At 69.3% G+C, this 17480-nt stretch carries 18 protein-coding genes and 1 pseudogene; 8 read left to right on the top strand and 11 right to left on the bottom strand.

Annotated elements, in window-relative coordinates; translation table 11 throughout:
- Positions 1-14: 14 nt before the first annotated feature.
- The gene (locus OHA21_RS08370) at positions 15-533 is read left to right on the top strand and encodes a GNAT family N-acetyltransferase (protein WP_328471883.1); all 519 of its coding nucleotides are present in this window, start codon (positions 15-17) and stop codon (positions 531-533) included.
- A gap of 195 nt (positions 534-728) precedes the next feature.
- Here the strand turns inward: OHA21_RS08370 and OHA21_RS08365 are convergent, their stop codons facing one another.
- Together OHA21_RS08365 and OHA21_RS08360 are read right to left on the bottom strand one after the other, a co-directional pair.
- Positions 729-929: a hypothetical protein gene (locus OHA21_RS08365; RefSeq protein WP_328471881.1), complete on the bottom strand. Its 201-nt coding sequence runs from the start codon at positions 927-929 to the stop codon at positions 729-731.
- Positions 926-2171: pseudogene (locus tag OHA21_RS08360) on the bottom strand (IS256 family transposase). Before OHA21_RS08360 ends, OHA21_RS08365 begins: the two are co-directional and overlap by 4 nt.
- 214 nt (positions 2172-2385) lie before the next feature.
- Between OHA21_RS08360 and OHA21_RS08355 the strand changes: the two are divergent.
- From OHA21_RS08355 to OHA21_RS08340, 4 genes are read left to right on the top strand one after another with little or no spacing between them, the layout of a single operon-like run.
- A complete protein-coding gene (locus OHA21_RS08355; protein ID WP_328471879.1) occupies positions 2386-2997 on the top strand; it encodes a sigma-70 family RNA polymerase sigma factor in 612 nt (203 codons plus the stop codon).
- Complete coding sequence (locus OHA21_RS08350) at positions 2981-4060, top strand: hypothetical protein (RefSeq protein WP_328471877.1); 1080 nt, start codon at positions 2981-2983, stop codon at positions 4058-4060. Before OHA21_RS08355 ends, OHA21_RS08350 begins: the two co-directional genes overlap by 17 nt.
- Complete coding sequence (locus tag OHA21_RS08345) at positions 4057-5001, top strand: ABC transporter ATP-binding protein (protein ID WP_328471875.1); 945 nt, start codon at positions 4057-4059, stop codon at positions 4999-5001. The genes OHA21_RS08350 and OHA21_RS08345 overlap by 4 nt, the downstream gene beginning before the upstream one ends.
- 22 nt (positions 5002-5023) lie before the next feature.
- Positions 5024-5866 (top strand): ABC transporter permease, encoded by an 843-nt coding sequence (locus OHA21_RS08340; RefSeq protein WP_328471873.1) that lies wholly within the window; start codon positions 5024-5026, stop codon positions 5864-5866.
- 28 nt (positions 5867-5894) lie between these two features.
- On the opposite strand, the gene OHA21_RS08335 is transcribed toward OHA21_RS08340, so the two are convergent.
- Positions 5895-6728, bottom strand: coding sequence for a helix-turn-helix transcriptional regulator (locus OHA21_RS08335; RefSeq protein ID WP_328471871.1), 834 nt, complete (start codon positions 6726-6728; stop codon positions 5895-5897).
- A gap of 102 nt (positions 6729-6830) precedes the next feature.
- Here OHA21_RS08335 and OHA21_RS08330 point away from each other — a divergent pair, with 102 nt between their 5' ends.
- Positions 6831-7559: an SDR family oxidoreductase gene (locus tag OHA21_RS08330; protein WP_328471869.1), complete on the top strand. Its 729-nt coding sequence runs from the start codon at positions 6831-6833 to the stop codon at positions 7557-7559.
- 81 nt (positions 7560-7640) lie between these two features.
- Here OHA21_RS08330 and pyrH read toward each other — a convergent pair whose 3' ends face one another.
- From pyrH to OHA21_RS08310, 4 genes are all read right to left on the bottom strand, one after another.
- On the bottom strand, positions 7641-8393 hold the full coding sequence (gene pyrH / locus OHA21_RS08325; RefSeq protein ID WP_328478337.1) for a UMP kinase: 753 nt from the start codon (positions 8391-8393) through the stop codon (positions 7641-7643).
- Positions 8394-9804: 1411 nt separating this feature from the next.
- Positions 9805-10593, bottom strand: a complete 789-nt coding sequence (locus tag OHA21_RS08320; protein WP_328471867.1) for a hypothetical protein — start codon at positions 10591-10593, stop codon at positions 9805-9807.
- Between the two features lie 315 nt (positions 10594-10908).
- Positions 10909-11475 carry an HD domain-containing protein gene (locus tag OHA21_RS08315; RefSeq protein ID WP_328471865.1) on the bottom strand — a complete coding sequence of 189 codons (567 nt, stop codon included), beginning with the start codon at positions 11473-11475 and terminating at the stop codon, positions 10909-10911.
- Between the two features lie 25 nt (positions 11476-11500).
- Positions 11501-12679, bottom strand: coding sequence for an ROK family transcriptional regulator (locus OHA21_RS08310; protein ID WP_328471863.1), 1179 nt, complete (start codon positions 12677-12679; stop codon positions 11501-11503).
- A gap of 94 nt (positions 12680-12773) precedes the next feature.
- Between OHA21_RS08310 and OHA21_RS08305 the strand changes: the two genes are divergently transcribed.
- Positions 12774-13775 carry a serine hydrolase domain-containing protein gene (locus tag OHA21_RS08305; protein WP_328471861.1) on the top strand — a complete coding sequence of 334 codons (1002 nt, stop codon included), beginning with the start codon at positions 12774-12776 and terminating at the stop codon, positions 13773-13775.
- Positions 13772-13921, top strand: a complete 150-nt coding sequence (locus OHA21_RS08300; RefSeq protein ID WP_328471859.1) for a hypothetical protein — start codon at positions 13772-13774, stop codon at positions 13919-13921. The genes OHA21_RS08305 and OHA21_RS08300 overlap by 4 nt, the downstream gene beginning before the upstream one ends.
- 386 nt (positions 13922-14307) lie before the next feature.
- On the opposite strand, the gene OHA21_RS08295 is transcribed toward OHA21_RS08300, so the two are convergent.
- From OHA21_RS08295 to OHA21_RS08280, 4 genes are all read right to left on the bottom strand, one after another.
- On the bottom strand, positions 14308-15153 hold the full coding sequence (locus tag OHA21_RS08295; RefSeq protein ID WP_328471856.1) for a hypothetical protein: 846 nt from the start codon (positions 15151-15153) through the stop codon (positions 14308-14310).
- A 264-nt stretch (positions 15154-15417) separates the two neighbouring features.
- Complete coding sequence (locus OHA21_RS08290; protein WP_328471854.1) at positions 15418-15696, bottom strand: hypothetical protein; 279 nt, start codon at positions 15694-15696, stop codon at positions 15418-15420.
- A gap of 129 nt (positions 15697-15825) precedes the next feature.
- A complete protein-coding gene (locus OHA21_RS08285; RefSeq protein ID WP_328471852.1) occupies positions 15826-16302 on the bottom strand; it encodes a cation:proton antiporter regulatory subunit in 477 nt (158 codons plus the stop codon).
- A gap of 370 nt (positions 16303-16672) precedes the next feature.
- Positions 16673-17476: an IclR family transcriptional regulator domain-containing protein gene (locus tag OHA21_RS08280; protein ID WP_328471850.1), complete on the bottom strand. Its 804-nt coding sequence runs from the start codon at positions 17474-17476 to the stop codon at positions 16673-16675.
- Positions 17477-17480: the final 4 nt, after the last annotated feature.

Below are 17480 nucleotides of genomic sequence, written 5' to 3'. Positions count from 1 at the left end.
CTAGTGTCACGGAGGTGGATATCGATGAAGTGCAGCTTCGGCCGGTGCGGGAGGCCGATCTGGCGTTTCTGGGGCGGTTCGCTGTGGAGCCGGGGCTGATCGGGCCGAACTGGTACGGGTTTCGGGACGCGGGCCGGGACCGGCGGCGGTTCGAGAGTGACGGCTGGCTGGGTGAGGAGGACGGCCGGCTGATCGTGGCCGTCGGGGATCAGACCGCGGGCTTCCTCAGCTGGGGGCCGACCGGGCACGGGGCCGGACGCTACCGGAGTATCGGGATTGTTCTGCTGCCCGAATGGCGCGGGCGCGGTGTGGGGAGCCGGGCTCAGCTGTTGCTGTGCCGGTATCTGTTCACGCACACCCCCGTGCACCGCATCGAGGCCACGACTCAACCGGAGAACGCCGCCGAGCAGCGGGCCCTGCAGAAGATCGGGTTCCAGCAGGAGGGTGTGCTCCGCGGAGCCGAGTTCCGGGACGGCGAGTGGCGCGACATCGTCGTCTTCGGCCTGCTGCGAGGCGACCTGCCGGCCGAGTAGCCGGGCCGAAGCCAGACGGAGCAAAAAGAGCCGGCCGACGAGCGGGACAGCCGAAGAGCCGGTGTTGCCATCTGCTTAAGCCCGGCGGTCGCGCTGCGGCCCTGAGTGGCATCGGGCATCGCGTCATAGCAGGGAACGGCGTCGAGGTCAAGCCCCTGGAAGTGGTGTAACGGTTGATCTTTCGAGTGGTGCTGGTCAGAAGGCCTGTTCGCCAGGCTGTCCGGTGTCGGGCTCGCGGGTTTCGGGTCGCCAGTGGTCGATGTCGTCGGGCCAGGGTGCAGGCCGGCCGGACTCGTCGAAGAAGCCGGTTTCGATGTTGTCGGTGTGCAGGGCGGTGTTGCGCCGTGCGCGTTCGGCGGGGTCGGGGATGGCGGGGTCGCCGGTCGGGTGGGTCATGCGGCGGTCTCCAGTTCGGGCAGGTCCGCCGTGGTGGCGGTGGCTGCGGCTGGCATCTTGCGGGCGCGTTCGAGGACGTCGAGGGGCGAAGTAGCGGCGGCCTTCGGTCCATTCGTCGTGTTGTTCGGCCAGGACGGCGCCGACGAGGCGGATGACGGCGTCGCGGTCGGGGAAGATCCCGACGACGTCGGTGCGGCGGCGGATCTCCTTGTTCAAGCGTTCGTTGGGGTTGTTGGACCAGAGCTGACGCCAAATCTGCTGCGGGAAACCGGTGAAGGCGAGCAGGTCGGCGCGGGCGTCGTCGAGGTAGGCGGCCACCTTAGGCAGCGATCGGCCGACGGAGTCGAGCAGTTTGTCGAACTGGGCGTGGACCGAGTCCGGGTCGGGCTGGTCATAGACCGAATGCAACATCGTTTTGACCGCTGGCCACGCCGACTTCGGGCAAACTCCCATCAAGTTCGCGGCGAAGTGGGTGCGGCATCGCTGCCACGACGCGCCGGGCAGGTTCGCCGCGATCGCGTCGATCAGACCGGCGTGAGCATCCGAGGTGACCAGCCGGACGCCGGTCAGGCCGCGGGCAACCAGGTCGGCGAAGAACGCGTTCCAGGCCTGCTTGGTCTCGCTGGTGGCGACCTTGACCCCGAGGACTTCGCGGTGGCCGTCGGCGTTCACCCCGGTCGCCACGAGCACGACGGCGTTGACGACCCGGCCCTGCTCACGGACCTTCATCGTCAGCGCATCGGCCGCCACGAACGTGAACGGCCCGGACTCGTCCAGGGGCCGGGTCCGGAACGCGTGGACCTGTTCGTCGAGGTCGGCGGCCATCCGAGACACCTGCGACTTCGACAGGCTGGTGATCCCCAGCGACTGCACCAGCTTGTCCATCCGGCGGGTGGAGACACCGAGCAGGTAACAGGTCGCGACCACGCTGACCAGCGCCGCCTCGGCCCGCTTGCGGCGTTCGAGCAGCCATTCCGGGAAGTAGCTGCCGGAGCGCAGCTTCGGGATCGCCACGTCGATGGTGCCGATCCGGGTGTCGAGCTCGCGGTGCCGGTAGCCGTTGCGGGAGTTGACCCGCTCCGAGCTGGCCACGCCGTATTCAGCGCCGCAGACCGCGTCGGCCTCGGCCGACAGCAGCGAGTTGATGACGGTCGACAACAGGTGGCGCATCAGATCCGGTGACGCGTCGGTCAGCGCTTGGCCGAGCAGGCCGGCAGGGTCGATGATGTGTGGTGCGGTCATCGCGATAGATGCCTTTCGAGAGTTCCGTGAGACGTTCGCTCGAAAGATCACGCGATGGCCGCGCTCTATGCCGGACAGGCTGTCCGACGATCACGCCAACCGCGTTACACCACTATCAGGGACTCCACTGGCGTCTCGTCGATTCGGCGAGGGCTGCGCAAACCCGTACCCCTGCTGTGTGTCACATCTTGCGGCCCTGCGGTGCTTTCCTGATGTGAACCAAGATGTGGAGCTCGCAGCGCACGCCGGGGCGGTGTGGCTGCCCGGCGGCCGCCGCCGTGCGGCCGGGCGCGTCCGACGGGAGGACGGCGTGGTGACAGCTGGGCCCGGTGCCGTCCGCGCCGACCTTGAGCAGGTCTTCCGGGCCGCGTATCCGCGGGTGGTCGCGGTCGCGGCCCGGGTGCTGGGGTCCCGCGACGAAGCGGAGGACGTCGCGCAGGAGGTGTTCCTGACGTTCGGGCGGTCGACCGTGCCGGCCGGGGAGTCGGTGGGCTGGCTGTCGGTGGCGGCCGCGCACACCGCCCTCAACCATCTGCGCTCGGGACGCCGCCGGGCGCACCGTGAGGAAGCAGCGCGGGACCAGACGGCGACGAGCCCGGATGTCGCCGAGACGGTGGTCGCCCGTGAGGAGCACCGCCGGGTCCGGGAGGCGCTGTCCCGGCTGCCCCGTAAACAGGCGATTGCGCTGGTTCTGCGGCACAGCGGCCTCAGTTACGCCGAGGTCGCGACCGCTCTTGATCTTTCGCCCGGCAGTGTCGGCACGACTGTGCGGCGCGCCGAGTCCGCCCTACGCAAGGAGTTGAACCGTCATGCGTCATCCCACTGACGGCACGCTGCGCCGGCTCCTGGACGAGCCGGAAGGTGTGGCCGACGCCGATCGCGAGCACGTCGCGGGCTGCCCGGTGTGCCTGGCCGGGCTCACTAGCGCGCAGCAGGACGCGGCAGCGGTCGGTGCGGCGCTGCAGTTCGACGGCGCGCCGGACGTGGACGAGGGGTGGCGCCGGCTGTCCGCCTCGGTCGCGGCCGGTGAGTCCCGGCCGGTGGCCCGGGCGCCGCGGTGGCGTACCACGCTGGGCCGGCCGGTGGTCGCGGTGGCAGCCGCGGTCGCGCTGCTCACCGGGGCCACCGCCGCTGCCGCGACGGACTGGCTGCAGATCTTCCGCACCGAGCAGATCGCCCCGGTCACGATCAAACAGGCTGACCTGCTCAAACTTCCCGATCTTTCGGGGTACGGGGAACTGAGGTTCACCGAGACGGCTCGAATCGAACAGGTCCCTGGCGCCGCGGAGGCGCAGAAGGCGACCGGGCTGTCGGTGCCGCAGGTCAGCGAGCTGCCGCGCGGTGTGACCGGAAGCCCCGAGTTCCACGTCGGCCGACGGGTGAGCGCCGAGTTCACGTTCTCCGCGGAGAAGGCGGCGGAGACGGCGAAGACGTCCGGATCCGATCTGCCGGCTCCGCCGGCGGGCCTGGACGGCAGCCGGTTCCGGTTGACCGCCGGGCCGGGCGTGGCCGCGGTCTGGATGCAGAGCCAGGGCATGCCGGCACTGATCGTCGGGCGGGCCGTCTCCCCCACCGCGTACTCGTCCGGCGTCCCGTTCGCCACCGCCCGCGACTACCTGCTGTCGCTCTCGGGCCTGCCCGAGGACGTCGCCGCCCAGCTGCGCTCCTTCACCGGTGACGGACGGACCCTGCCGCTGCATGTCATGGCCGAGGAGCTGACCAGCCGGTCCGCCGACGTCAACGGCACCCCGGCCACCGTGCTGACCAGCCGCGACGAGGTCCTCGCCGCGGTCGTCTGGGTGCAGGACGGCGTGGTCACCGCGGTGGCCGGGTCGCTGAGCGCCGACGAGGTGCTGAGCGTGGCCCGCGGGCTGAGGTGGGAGCGGTGACGGACGTACAGAAACAGGCTGCTCAGCTGGTGGCGGACCTGCCACCGGCGGCAGCGGCCTGGTGTTCCGGCCTGCGTAAGCGGTACAAGAAGCGGACCGCGGTGGATGGGGTGTCGTTCACCGTCGGGCGCGGCGAGGTGCTGGGCCTGCTCGGGCCGAACGGCGCCGGCAAGACCACGGTCATCAAGATGCTGCTCGGTCTGGTCCGCCCGGACGCCGGCGAGGTGCTGCTGCTCGGCAGGCCGGCCAGGGACCCGGCGTCACGGGCGCGGGTCGGGTACCTGCCCGAGCTGTTCCGGTACCAGCCGTGGCTGACCGCCGCCGAGGTGCTGAAACTGCACGTCCGGCTGGCCGGCGCCACGGTCGCCGAACAGCAGCGCCGCGAGTGCCTCGGCCTGGTCGGTCTGGCCGACCGGGCCGGTGACCGGGTCGGCGGCTTCTCCAAGGGCATGCAGCAGCGGCTCGGGCTGGCCGTCGCGCTGGTGGCCGGCCCGGACTTCGTGATCCTGGACGAGCCGACCAGCGCCCTGGACCCGCTGGGCCGCGCCGACGTCCGGGACCTGCTGCTCTCGCTCAAGGAGCGGGGCATCGCCGTGCTGCTCAACTCGCACCTGCTCGGCGAGGTGGAACGCGTCTGCGACCGGGTCGTCATCCTCGACAAGGGCCGGGTCGCGGCCGCCGGCACCCTGCCGGAACTGCTCGGCCGCAGCGAGCTGCGGATGCGGCTCACCGAGGTGAGCGCGGAGGCGGCGGCCCGGCTGTCCGCCGCCGGGGAACTGCGGCAATACGGCGAGGAGTACGCGGTGACGCTCGACGATCCCACCCAGGTCCCGGACCTGGTCGCCGCCCTGGTCGGCCTGGGCGTGCGGGTGCACGCGGTCGAACCGAGCCGGATCAGCCTGGAGGAACGCCTGCTCGACATCCTCCGAGGTGAGAAGTGAAGACCGTCCTTCGAGGTGAGAAGTGAAGACCGTCCTGACCGTGGCCGCCCTGACCCTGCAGGAGGCCGCCCGGCGCCGGGTGCTGCGTTCGCTCGCGGTGCTCACCGTCGTCCTGCTGACCCTGAGCGCCTGGGGCTTCTCCCGGATCGACGCCGAGTTCGGCGGCCTGACCAGCGGCGAGTCGAAGCTGGCCGCGGCCATGGTGCTGAACCTGGTGATGTTCGGGCTGAGCCTGATCGCGGCGCTCGGCACCGCGTTCCTGGCCGGGCCCACCCTGGCCGGCGAGATCGAGTCCGGGATAGCGCTGGCCGTGCTGGGCCGCCCGGTACGCCGCTCCACCGTCCTGCTCGGCAAATGGCTGGGCCTGGTGGCGTTCGGCAGCGGCTTCGTCGCCGTCGCCGGCCTCGCCCAGCTGATCATCGTGCAGGTCACGGTCGGTTACTGGCCGCCGGACCCGGTCGTCGGCCTGGCACTGCTCGCCGCCCAGACGATCACGCTGCTCACCCTGGGTCTGCTGTTGTCCACCGCGATCTCCCCGATGGCGTCCGGCATCGTGGCGGTCGGCCTGTTCGGCGCCACGTGGATCGCCGGCGTGGTCGGCAACTTCGGGGTGGCGCTCGGCAACGCCAGTGTGGAACGGGTCGGCACGGTGTCGCAGGTGCTGCTGCCCACCGACGGGCTGTGGCGCGGGGCGATGCGGGCCTTCCAGGATCCGACGCTCTTCGCGCAGTTCTCCCAGGCGTTCAAGGGGCATCCGTTCCTGAGCGTTTCGCAGCTGTCCGCGCCGTACATGATCTGGGCGGTTGTCTGGGTTCTGATCGTTCTCGGTCTGGCCGGTCTGGCCTTCCAGCGTCGCGACATGTGAATCCGGTACGGGCCGACGTCGCCGCGGCCTACCGGGCGGTCCGGGTCTCGCTCCACTGAGTGCCGACGACGCTGAGCAGCTGCAGCGCCTCGGCGGTCGGGCTGCCCGGGCGCGCGCTGTAGATGATCAGCCGCTGGCCGTGCCCGGCGATGTCCAGCACCTCGCACTCGAGGGCGAGCTCGCCGACCACCGGGTGGTGCAGATGCTTGACGGTCGTGCCGCGCCGCACGCACACCTGCAGCTTCTCCCAGCGCCGCACGAAATCCGGGCTGGACGCGCGCAGCCGGGCGATCAGCCGGTGAATGCCCGGATCCTGCGGGAACTGCGCGGCGGCGGCGCGCAGGTCAGCGACGCACTCCTCGGCGAACGCCTCATCCACCGGCGGCCCGTCCCGGAACAGGTTCCAGATGATGTTGCGGCGGCCCGCCGGCCACGACGACGGGTCGCCGAGCAACGCTGCGGCCATCCGGTTCCAGGCGAGGATCTCGTACTTCACGTCGATGACGTACGCCGGCGTGTCGTCGAGCCGGTCGAGCAGGTGCAGGACACCGGCCGGCACGTCCGCGCTGGGGCCGTCCGGCGCGACGGGCTGTTCACCGGCCAGGCGGTACAGGTGGGCGCGCTCGTCGTCGAACAGCCGCAGCGCCCGGGCCAGCGCCGCGAGCACCTGCCGGGACGGCTGCGGGCCGCGCGCCTGCTCCATCCGGGCGTAGTAGTCCACCGAGATCCCGGCCAGCCCGGCCACCTCCTCACGCCGCAGACCGGGGGTGCGGCGCCGGGTCCCCGCAGCCAGCCCCACATCACCCGGCTGCACCCGGGATCGGCGGTCACGGAGAAACTCGGCGAACTGGCGGCGATCCATGAGGTCATCTTCCGGCTCCGGCGCCGCACGAACCAGGGACCGCCAGTCCGTGGTTCAGCCGGTCTCTCCTCACCGCAGCTCCTGCGGCGCAGGCTCGGCACCATGAGCGAGCCGAAGGTCGCCCTTGTCACGGGCGCAAACAAAGGAATCGGGTACGAGATCGCACGCGCTCTCGGAACCACCGGCATCACCGTGCTGATCGGTGCGCGCAACGCGGAACGCGGCACGGCCGCCGCCGCGAAACTGGCCGCCGAGGGCATCACCGCGGTGCCGGTCGGCCTGGACGTCACCGACCCGGTCTCGGTGTCGGCGGCCGCCGCCCGCATCGAACGCGAACACGGCCGGCTGGACATCCTGGTCAACAACGCCGGAATCCTGCTCGACCGCGGCCAATACCCCAGCGGGACGCCGGTGCAATTGCTGGAACGCACGTACGCCACGAACGTCTTCGCCGTGGTGACGGTGACCAACGCCCTGCTGCCGCTGATCCGCCGAGCCCCGGCCGGCCGCATCGTCAACCTGTCGAGCGGGCTGGCGTCGTTCACCCTGACAAGCGACCCGGAACACCCGTTCGCGCAGTACCCGATGATGGCTTACAACTCGTCCAAGAGCGCCCTGAACGCGGTCACGGTGTCCTACGCGAACGAGCTGCGGGACACGCCGATCAAGGTGAACGCGGCCGACCCCGGCTATTGCGCGACCGACATGAACCAGGGCGCCGGGCCACGCACGGCCGAGCAGGGCGCGATCGCCGCGGTCCGGCTCGCCACGCTGCCGGCCGACGGCCCGACCGCAGGCTTCTTCAGCGAGGACGGCCCGGAACCCTGGTGACACCCTGAACTGGCACACTCATCCAGGGTGCCGACCAGATCCCGGGTCGGCACCCGGTGCAGCACCTCCTCGGCGACCCGACTATCGGCGGGTGATCAGCGTGCCGATGCGCTCGCCAGACACGGCCCGCAGAACAGCGTCGTCCCCTGTCCCGTCAAACACGAGCATCGGCAGGTCATTCTCCTGGCATAGGTTCAAAGCCGCCTGATCAACGATCCGTGATCCTCGTTCCAGCACTTCCGCGAAGGTCGCAGTGTCGATTCTTCGGGCGTTCGGATCGATCCCGGGGTCGGCGGTGTAGATGCCGTCGACCCCGGTTCTGCTCATCAGCACAGTGTCTGCATGGATTTCCAGCGCGCGTTGGGCGGTCACCGCATCGGTGGAGAAGTACGGCATGCCGGCGCCGGCACCGAAGATCACGACGCGCCCCTTCGCCAGATGCATGATCGCGCGCAGCGGAATGTAGGACTCGGTGACCTGGGCCATCGTGATAGCGCTCTGAACTCGGGTCTCGATGCCTTCCTGCTCCAGGAAGTCCTGGAGGGCGAGACAGTTAATCACCGTCCCGAGCATGCCCATGTAGTCGGCCCGGGCGCGGTCCATGCCATGCCTCTGCAGATCGGTACCTCGCACGATGTTCCCGCCACCGACCACCACGGCGACCTGAATCCCGCGCCGGGTCGCAGTCGCGATCTGCCGCGCCAACGACTGCACGACATCCGGATCGATACCGCCATCGCCGCTGCTGAACGCCTCGCCGGTCACCTTCAGCACGACGCGTCTGGGCCGCGTCGGTGGCGGTGGCGGGTTCGAACGTGCGGCTTCCCGAAGCAACCGATCACCAGCCGCCTCGCTGGATTCGTAGTGGCCTGCGCCGAAGGGATTCGGCTCGGCCAATCCATACAGCGTCCGAGTGGTCGGTCGAGTACGTACGGCGAGGCCCCCGCGGCCGGGCGGCTCATAACCAGGCGAGGCAGCAAGGTAGCGGGCTATCTGAGACTCCCGGTGCAAGACCGCGACGCTGGGGTGGGATGTACCCAGCACCTCACGAGCATGCTGCTCCAGAACGGCAAGGTGTTCCGCCGACCGCGCAGCAGCGTCCCTGTCCCGTTCGGAGGGCTCCCGAACGAGCATCAACTCCAACTGCGCCGCCGCGACGTTTGCTTCGGCCACGATCGTGTGCGGATGCCTAGATCCCAGCACGGATCGGGCCTCAACCCGAGCTGTCATCAGGTCAGTCAGGGCTTCCTGAGCGAGGGACTCATCTCGTACGAATCGTGCAAGCTCGAACCTCACTGCGGCAACGCTGATCCTGGTGGTCACGGTTTCGGGATGAACCATGCCGGAGAAGGCTGACTGCAAGTCAGCCATTGCTTTCAACCGGTTGAACGCCTCGGGCATCCACCGCTGCTGACCTGACCGGATTGCATACTCGCAGGCAGCCAGATCTGCCGCGAGCGCTGCGCGAATCGCGTCCGGATGCCCCGCACCGAAGGTTGATCTCGCGAGAAATGCTGCGTTCTCCAACAGAATTAGCCTGCTCCGCAGATACTCGACGTCGTCGCGGGACTTGGCTCGCCGAAACTGGCGCTGTGCGTGGCTGGTCAAGACACCAAGCAGCCGCGGATCGTCGGCGTCCAAGCCTTCCCGCGCAAGAACCTGCATACGTTCAAGCTCCGCCTCGCTGGCCGGCGTTCCGACAGGCCCGGACAGCAGGTCCTTAAGTTCGGCGAAAGCCACTCGAACTGATGGTGAGGCTGTCTGTACGGATAGCGAGGCGGCCTCGTCGAGGCTTTGGCGGGCAAGTAACAGATTGCCGCTGTTGTAGTACACCGAGGCTAGACTCGTAGCGGCAGCAAAGGTCAGCTCCGCACCGCCGTAGCCGTCGTCGCGAGCCTTTTTCAAGATGGCGATCGCATCGCGGTACTCGCCCGCCCTACAAAAATGGGCAGCGGCGGTAAGAGCCACTCGCACCGCTTCGGCTTGCCTGGTGAAGGTGCGCCCGCCGAAGCGAAGCACGTCGAACGCTGCGCTTCTGAACCCAGCAGCTTCCAAAAGATCGGCAAGAATCAGGACCTTCTCCACCGCAGGGCGCGCCCCCGGTTCGGCCAGCAATGCTTGGAGCATTTCAGCAAGCGCGGGAGGCAGCGAATCGGCGCCGCCGCTGCGGCGTTCCGCAAGGTCGGCGACGACCTGAACGGCGTGTTCCCAGCGTGCAGGATCAGACGTACCCGCGCTGGCGGCGCTAGGCACCGGTGTCCCCATCCGGCTCGGCATCAAGCCACATGCGAAGGATACGTAACTCCGTCGCCTCAGCAGCTCGCGGAGAAATCACCTCAGTTTCCCGCCATTCGCGCACCTGCTTGAGTCGGCGCTCGGCATGAGCAGTAGGACTGACCTCGGGTCGCGAGCCGGATACTGCTGCCGGACCACTCCGAGGCGTTCCGCCTGGCAGGAGGTGGCCGATATCGAAGCGGCGGAACTGCAGGATCGCATGCCGGATGTGTGCCGCGAACAGCACGTTACTGGCCTTGGTAGCGTCCGACCGGTCCGGATACTGTTCCAACAGGATCCCAACGAGCCGGGGCTGTCCACCAACTTCCACCTCCACCGGACCACCGCTGTAGCCGGAGTAGTCGCCGAGAAGCTGCCGCACTGTCAACTCCAGTGCCGTGATCGTCGTGCCGTCTCGCAGCCCGTAGTCGCATTGCCCGGCAATGACAACACCGTCCAGGTGAGGGTCACTAAGCGACGGCCGGTACGGCGCTGACCAGGTGTCTTGAGGACTACAGCAATCAGTCTGCGGAGGCAGATAGTCACATTGGCCGGGATCGACCGCCGTAAGCAACGCGAGATCCCAGTCCGCCACCTCGTCGACACGGACCTCGAACTCGGTTTCGCAAGCCAACGTCGCCGTCAGAGTCTTCGCCTCCGACGGAAGGGCGCGAAGGCAATGCGCAGCCGTAAGTATCACGCCGCCACGCTGGACCAGCAGTCCACCACCGAGTACGCGGCCCTCGTAGGAAAGCTCCACCCAGTAACTAGAAGGCTGCATCGATCAGCGCCGGCCCGATGTGCAAAGCTTTGTTCACGTTCTTGGTCTGCTCGGACGGCGGCCCACTCGTCGACATCGTTCCCCAAATCAGGCGGCTAAAGGAGCTGTTCTGCGATGCCGAATCAGTGTCCCACTCCCACGTGAGCTGCCCAACCATCAATCGGTTGACGGGATCCGGGTCTTGGCGCAGCGCAGACGATGCCGCCAACCGCCGCGCTACGGCAAGGGGCCGCCGGCAACATGCCGTTCCCCGATGCAGTCGCCGCTGCCGCCGCGGCACCGGACTTCGCCGGATCAAATGACGGTGTGGCCGTACCGTTGCGCGGCCCCGGCCAGGTCCGGCTCGCCGTACTGTTTGCGCAGCTCGGCGAAGTGCTCCACCTTGCCGGCGCCGAATCTGCCGACCTTGGCGGCGTAGGTGTCGGCGGTCAGGAACCGGGGCGGGCTGGTCTTGGAGTGAAATTTATCGGCGTACATCACCAGCTCCTCCTCGGCGGTCTCGGCGAGGAAGTCCTCAGCCGGCAACGGCAGGCCCTGGTCGAGGACGTCGGCGCGGGTGATGCCGACGCCGGTGTGGTGCGAGCAGAAGCGGCACAGCGCCTCCGGCAGGCCGACGTCGCGTAGCAGCTCGTGGCCCAGGATGCCGTGCCGGACGTAGTTGTCGGCCGGCTGGAGCCGGTAGACGCCGATGTCGTGCAGCAGGCTGCCGGCCCGCACCAGCACGAGATCGCCTTCGACGAACAACTCCTCGGCGAGCTCGCAGACGATCCGGCAGTGCGTCCAGACCAGCTCGAACGCGGCCCGGCTCGGCGCGAACCGTTCGTGCAGGGCGCGGATCTCGTCGTCGGTCGGTATCTGCATGCCGACATGATCCACTACTGGGCGCTCAGCCCGGCTGTCCGGCCGGGACCGGGTCGGTGAGCAGCGCGGCGAACCCCAGGTCGGCGGCGCCGATCAGGGTGGCGTCGTCGGCCAGGCCGGACAGCCGCAGCTTGGCCCGCTCCCGGGAGACCGGCATCGCATGCTGGGCGATCCGGGCCGCGACCTGTGGGGCGGCGCCGGAGTACACGTCGCGCAGCATGCCGCCGAAGATGACCACGCCGGGGTTGAACAGGTTGATCAGGTTGGCGACGCCGATGCCGAGCCAATCCCCGATCTCGGCGACGGCCGCGGCCGCAGCGGGGTCACCGGCCGCAGCGTCTTGAACCACCGCGCGTACGGCGTCCCGCCCGATCGCTCCGCCGGTGCGCCCGGCGGCGGCGAGCAGCGCGTACTCGCCGGTCTCGGCCTCCAGGCAGCCGGCCGAACCGCACAGGCAGGGGCGGCCGTCATGCGGGTTGACCAGCATGTGGCCGACCTCGGCGGCGTAACCGCCCTCGCCGCCGAGTGGCTGGCCGCCGACCAGGATGCCGCCGCCCACCCCGACGTCGCCGTGCAGGTAGATCAGGTCCGGGGAGCCGATGCCGGCGCCTCGCTCGTACTCCGCCCGGGCCCCGAGATGGGCCTCGTTGCCCACCGCGACCCGCAGGCCGAGGCCGAGCGCGTGTCCCAGCTCGGCCCCGAACGCCTGGTCGACCCAGCCCAGCTCGGGCCCGTACCGGACCATGCCGTCACCCGGCCGGACCATGCCGCAGTAGGAGGCGCCCACCCCGACACAGACCGTGCCGGGCGGCATCGCGTCGATCAGCTCGCGGCCGAGGGCGGCGAGGTTGCCGACCACGGTGTCCAGGTCGACGCCGGCTCGTGGGCGTACCGTCTCGCGCCGGTCCAGGATCGGCCCGCCGAGGCCCACCCGGGCGGCGACGAGACGGTCCACCGCGACGTCGAAGGCGAGCACGCAGACCCGCTCGGACTCCGGCCGGACCAGCAGCGACGGCCGGCCGGCGCCGGTGGTCTCGGCGGGATGCTCCTCGCGGACCAGGCCGGCGGCGACCAGCTCGGCGGTCAGCGCCAGGACAGTGCTGCGGTTGACGCCCATCCGCTCGGCCAGCACGGCACGCGACAGGGGACCGCTCACGTGTACGTGGTGGAGCAGCGTACCCAAGCTCGATCGGTGTCGTCCCATGACGCATCCCAACCTAGGGGGTGGGGTTAGCACTACCCCGTTCCGGGGTGGCTGCGGGATGGGACGGCATCGAAAGTCTTCATAGGTTCAGATCATGAGACTTCTCGCCACAGCATTGACCGTGACGATGATCCTCGGCGGGGCGGCGCCGGTCGCCGCCGCCACTCCCCCGGACCGTCCGCTCCAGACGGCGGCCGACGATCTGCACCGGCTCGGCATCACCGGCGTGCAGGCGCTGGCCCGGGTCAACGGTGTCACCACGCGGGCCCGGGCCGGCGTGGGCGATGTCGAGCGCGGCACGCCGGTTCCGGTCGACGGTTACTTCCGGATGGGGAGCAACACCAAGACGTACGTCGCGGTGGTCGCCCTGCAACTCGTCGGGGAACGCAAGCTGTCGCTGGACGACACGGTGGACCGCTGGCTGCCGGGGGTGGTCGAAGGCAACGGCAACGACGGAAAACAGATCACCGTACGCCAGCTGCTCCAGCACACCAGCGGCATCTACAACTACACGAATGACATCGCGGCGCTGACCTCGGAGGAAGGCTTCCTGGCGCACCGGTTCGACCACTACAACCCGTCCGACATCGTCGCGCTGGCGATGAAACACGAGCCGAACTTCGCGCCCGGCACGCACTGGGACTACTCCAACACCAACTACACCCTGGCCGGGATGATCATCGAGAAGGTCACCGGACGGTCGTGGGCCACCGAGGTACGCGAGCGGATCGTGCGTCCGCTCGGGCTGCACCACACGTCGGATCCCGGCGACCGGCCGTGGCTGCCCAGGCCGCACGCGAAGGGCTACCAGCAGTGGGAGCCGGGCGGCCCGCTGACCGACACGACGGCGTGGAACGCCACCGCCGGCGGCGCTGCGGGCAGCCTGATCACCACGCCGGCCGACCTGGCCCGCTTCTGGCAGGCGCTTCAGCAGGGCCGGCTGCTCAAGCCCCGGCAGATGGCCCAGCTGCAGGAGACCGTGCTGGCCGAGACGTTCCAGACTATCTGCCCGGCGCCCGCTACGGCCTCGGCATCATGTTCATCCCGAACCGATGCGGCGGTTACTGGTCCCACGGCGGCGACGTCCTGGGCATGAGCACCGCCAACGGCGTCAGCCCGTCCGGCAAGCGCGTGGCCGTGCTGTCGCTGCACACCCAGCTCGCTTCGGAGGAGGCCGCCTTCGCCGTCCACGAACGCACCATGCAAGCAATCGACGACGTGATCTGCGCCGACGCCAGCTGATCGCCGGCAGCTCGGCCTTGTCGGCAGCTCGGCCTTGTCGGCAGCTCGGCCTTGTCGGCAGCTCGGCCTTGTCGGCAGCTCGGCCTTGCCACGAGCTGCCGCCGGGTAGCAGCTCGCCGCGTCAGCTGATCGCCAGCAGCACGGCCTCGCACCAGCTGCCGCCGTCCAGCAGAAGCCGCGCAAGTCTTCGAAGCCGCGCAATTCCTTGCAGCCGCCGAGGTCGCCGGGGTTCACCCGTCCGGGTGGGCCTCGGCGGCCGTCGTTGCCGCCGGCTGGAAACGACATCGCCGACCACCTGCACATCGACGCCGCAGGCCAACTTCGCACCGGCACGGCCAGCCAACTCGCACCGCCACGGCCAGCCAACTTCGCATCGGCACGGCCGGCTAGCCTCGCTCCGGATAGCCCAGATCGGCGCAGCCCCTCTCCCCCGGAAGCAGTGGCCGGACAAGTACGGTGAGACCGCCCGTTCGCCCGCGATCATGCAGCCACCCGGCGTCGCGCGGCGAGGTCCGTGCCAGCGTTTCGATGCTCGCCACCTCGGCGCCGCTGTGCACCGTGCACAGACCCAGAACCGTGTGCGTGCCGGCCAGCGGATCCCCGTAGGGCCAGCGCCGCTCCGGTGGCGCAGTGGTGAATCCGCCCGTCGCCAGCACAGCAACCCGGTCCGGCCGGTAGTCGGCGATGACCGCCGGGGTAATGCCGTGCCGGTGCCCACTGTGCGCTGGGCCGCCATGTCGCTGCACACCGGGCGCCGGGCCGAGGTGTCGCCGCACCTCCCGCTGCACCAGCTTTCGCAGCTCGATCAGCCAGCGACGGGCGCCTGTCTCGAATCCGCGTCCCAGCGAGACCGCGGTCGTCGTGTGCAGCCGACCGCCGGATCGCAGGTCGGCCACCAGCAAGGTCCCGTCGGTGCTGACACCCGGCTCCGGAAGGTGCCGGTCCCGGGCAATCCCGGCGGTGTGCGCCAGGCGGTAGATCCTCCGATACGCCGCCGGCTCCAGAACGAACTCCCGCCCCCGATGAAGCAACCCTTCCCAGCCGGCACCGACGATCACCCGCCCGCCGCCGTAGAGGCTGAACTCAGGCAACTCCGCCCGCTTGACCGGCCCGGTCAGGCTCTCCCAGAGGTGCAGCTGCAGAACGAGTGCGCCGGGATCCGACGGCGGCTCCGGGACGTCGCCGCCGAGGCTGGAAGGAGCCGTCCCGACCACCAAGGTTGCCAGCCCCACGCCGAGCAACGCGGCCACAAGGCCCAGTGATCGCATCCCGCTCAGACGCCAACCGCACCCCACCGGTTCCACCAGCGCGGCTGGCCGCGTCGCTCCGGTTCCACCAGCGCGGCTGGCCGCGTCGCTCCGGTTCCGGCCGCGTGAGACCAGACCCGACCGTGTCTCGCCGACCTCAGCCGTCTCCTGCAATCCCGGCCGTTCCTAGCCGCTTCCCCCGTTTGCTGCCGATCACGGCTCAAGGAGCCGCGGGATGCCGGCGGCCGGTCAGGCGACGAGAGCCCAGCCGCTGTGGGAGCGGCGAGCCGGGTACAGATCGCGGACCACCTCCAGCGCCCAGCGCATGCGTGGCGCTGCCAGGTCGGGATGGTCGCCGTATTCGGCGGCGACGTCGCCGGCGCATCCGCGGACACCGCCGTGGGAGCGCACCGCGACGCGGATCGCGTCCTCGACGACGTCGTGGGCGGGGCGGCTGCCGGTGGGCAGGTGGCTGGTGAACAGGGCCTCCGCGCGGCCCGCGGTCAGGATCGTGGTCGTTGTCGCCATCGTGAACCCCTCCTCGAACGATGCTCTCGACTGGTAAGACCATCCGACTCTCTTGAACTCATCGCTCAAGTTAGACCTGGGGTACGACATTTTTGTGACCGCGACGACGAGCAGCGAAAACGCGGCCGCTCAGGTGAGAAGGCCGGTCAAGGCGGTGACTCCGCCCGGGGTGCCGACCACCGCCAGCAGGTCGTCGCGGTACAGGACGAAGTCCGGTTCCGGGCCGGGGATGACCTGGCCGGCACGGATCACCGCGACGATCGACACCCCGGTGCGGCTGCGTGCCCGCGTCTCGCCCAGCGGCCGCCCGTCGTAGGGTGAGCCCGCCGGCAGCCGGATGCGGGCCGCGATCACGCCGGTGAGCTGCTGTTCCAGGTCGGTCAGATGGTCGACGGTCACGGTGGCGGTGAGCAGGTCGGCCATCCAGTGGGCTTCGTCCGGTTCGAGGACGAGCAGGCACAGGGCCCGCTCGCGGTCCTCCGGGTCGTAGAGGACGATCTCACGGCGCCCGTCGAGGTGGCATACGACGCCGGCCCGCTGGCTCGCGCGGGTGGTGGTGGCGTGGGCGACTCCGACGCCCGGAAGGGCGGTGCGTTCGACGGTCATGACGTTGGTTCCGATCAAAGCTCAGCGAAAGCGGAAACGAAGCAAACAAGCAAACAAGCAACGAAGCAACGAAGCAACGAAGCAACGAAGCAACGAAGCAACAAAGCAACAAAGCAACACAAGCGGACAAACGGAAAGGCTGGTGCGCCGGGCCGAACCGGCCCGGCGCCTCTTCAGCCTCTCCGACCAGGCCACCGCCGACCATCCGGGCCGACACCCATTTCCGCCGCGGAGAAGGCCCCCACCCAGCACGCAGAGCAGTTCCAGCAGCCCGCAACCAACACTGGGCGTCAGCCGGACAACCCGGGCTGACCGCCAACGCTGCCGAAACGGGCCGGAGACGACCGTAGACGTCAGCTGAACAAGAAGGTCAGACCGTTACGGCGGGGATTCTGGCGGTCAACGACCAGTCATGACTGATATCAGCCGCAGTCCGCAGCAACCGCGGCAAATGCTCCTCGACCAGTGTCTCCACCGACGTCTCCGCAGCATGAACGGTCACATTCACCGCCGCGATCACACGGCCCTCGCCATCGCGTACCCCGGTGGCGATCGACCGAATACCCGGCGCCAGATCCTGGTCCGCCAAAGCCCAGCCCTTAGCCCGTACCGAACGCAATGCGGTGGAAAGCTCGGCAGCCGAAGGCTGCCATCGCGGCGTGATGCCCGACCGTGACGGCTCAGCAAGAACCCGCGCCATGGCCTCCGGCGGCAGAGCCGCCAGCAGCACTTTCCCCATCGAGGTGGGCGGCGCCGGAAAGCGCGTCCCGATGCTCACCCCCAGAGTCACGATCTTGGGTACGGCCACCCGCGCCACATAGACGATATCCGATCCGTCGAGTTGCGCGATCGACGTGGATTCATTGGTCTGCGCGACCAGTTTCTCCATGTGCGGCCGCGCCACTTCCCACAGATTCAGCGAGTGGACATAGGCCATTCCCAGGTCCAGAACCCGCGGCGTGAGCGCATATCCGCGGCCGTCGGCACGGACGTATCCGAGCTGTTCCAGGGTGATCAGAATGCGCCGCACGGTGGGCCGGGCCAGCCCGGTCCCCGCCGCAATCTCACTGAGCGTGAGCGCCGGGCTGCCCGAACGGAAGGAGCGCAGGACGTCGAGACCCCGGGCGAGGGCCTCGATGAAGTCGGGACCTGCGCCCCTCCCCGTATCGGTCATGTGC

Source organism: Actinoplanes sp. NBC_00393, from assembly GCF_036053395.1.
In the GTDB taxonomy this organism is placed as follows: domain Bacteria; phylum Actinomycetota; class Actinomycetes; order Mycobacteriales; family Micromonosporaceae; genus Actinoplanes.
The sequence above is the reverse complement of the archived record's forward strand: the minus strand, read 5'-3'. Positions and strand labels throughout refer to the sequence as shown.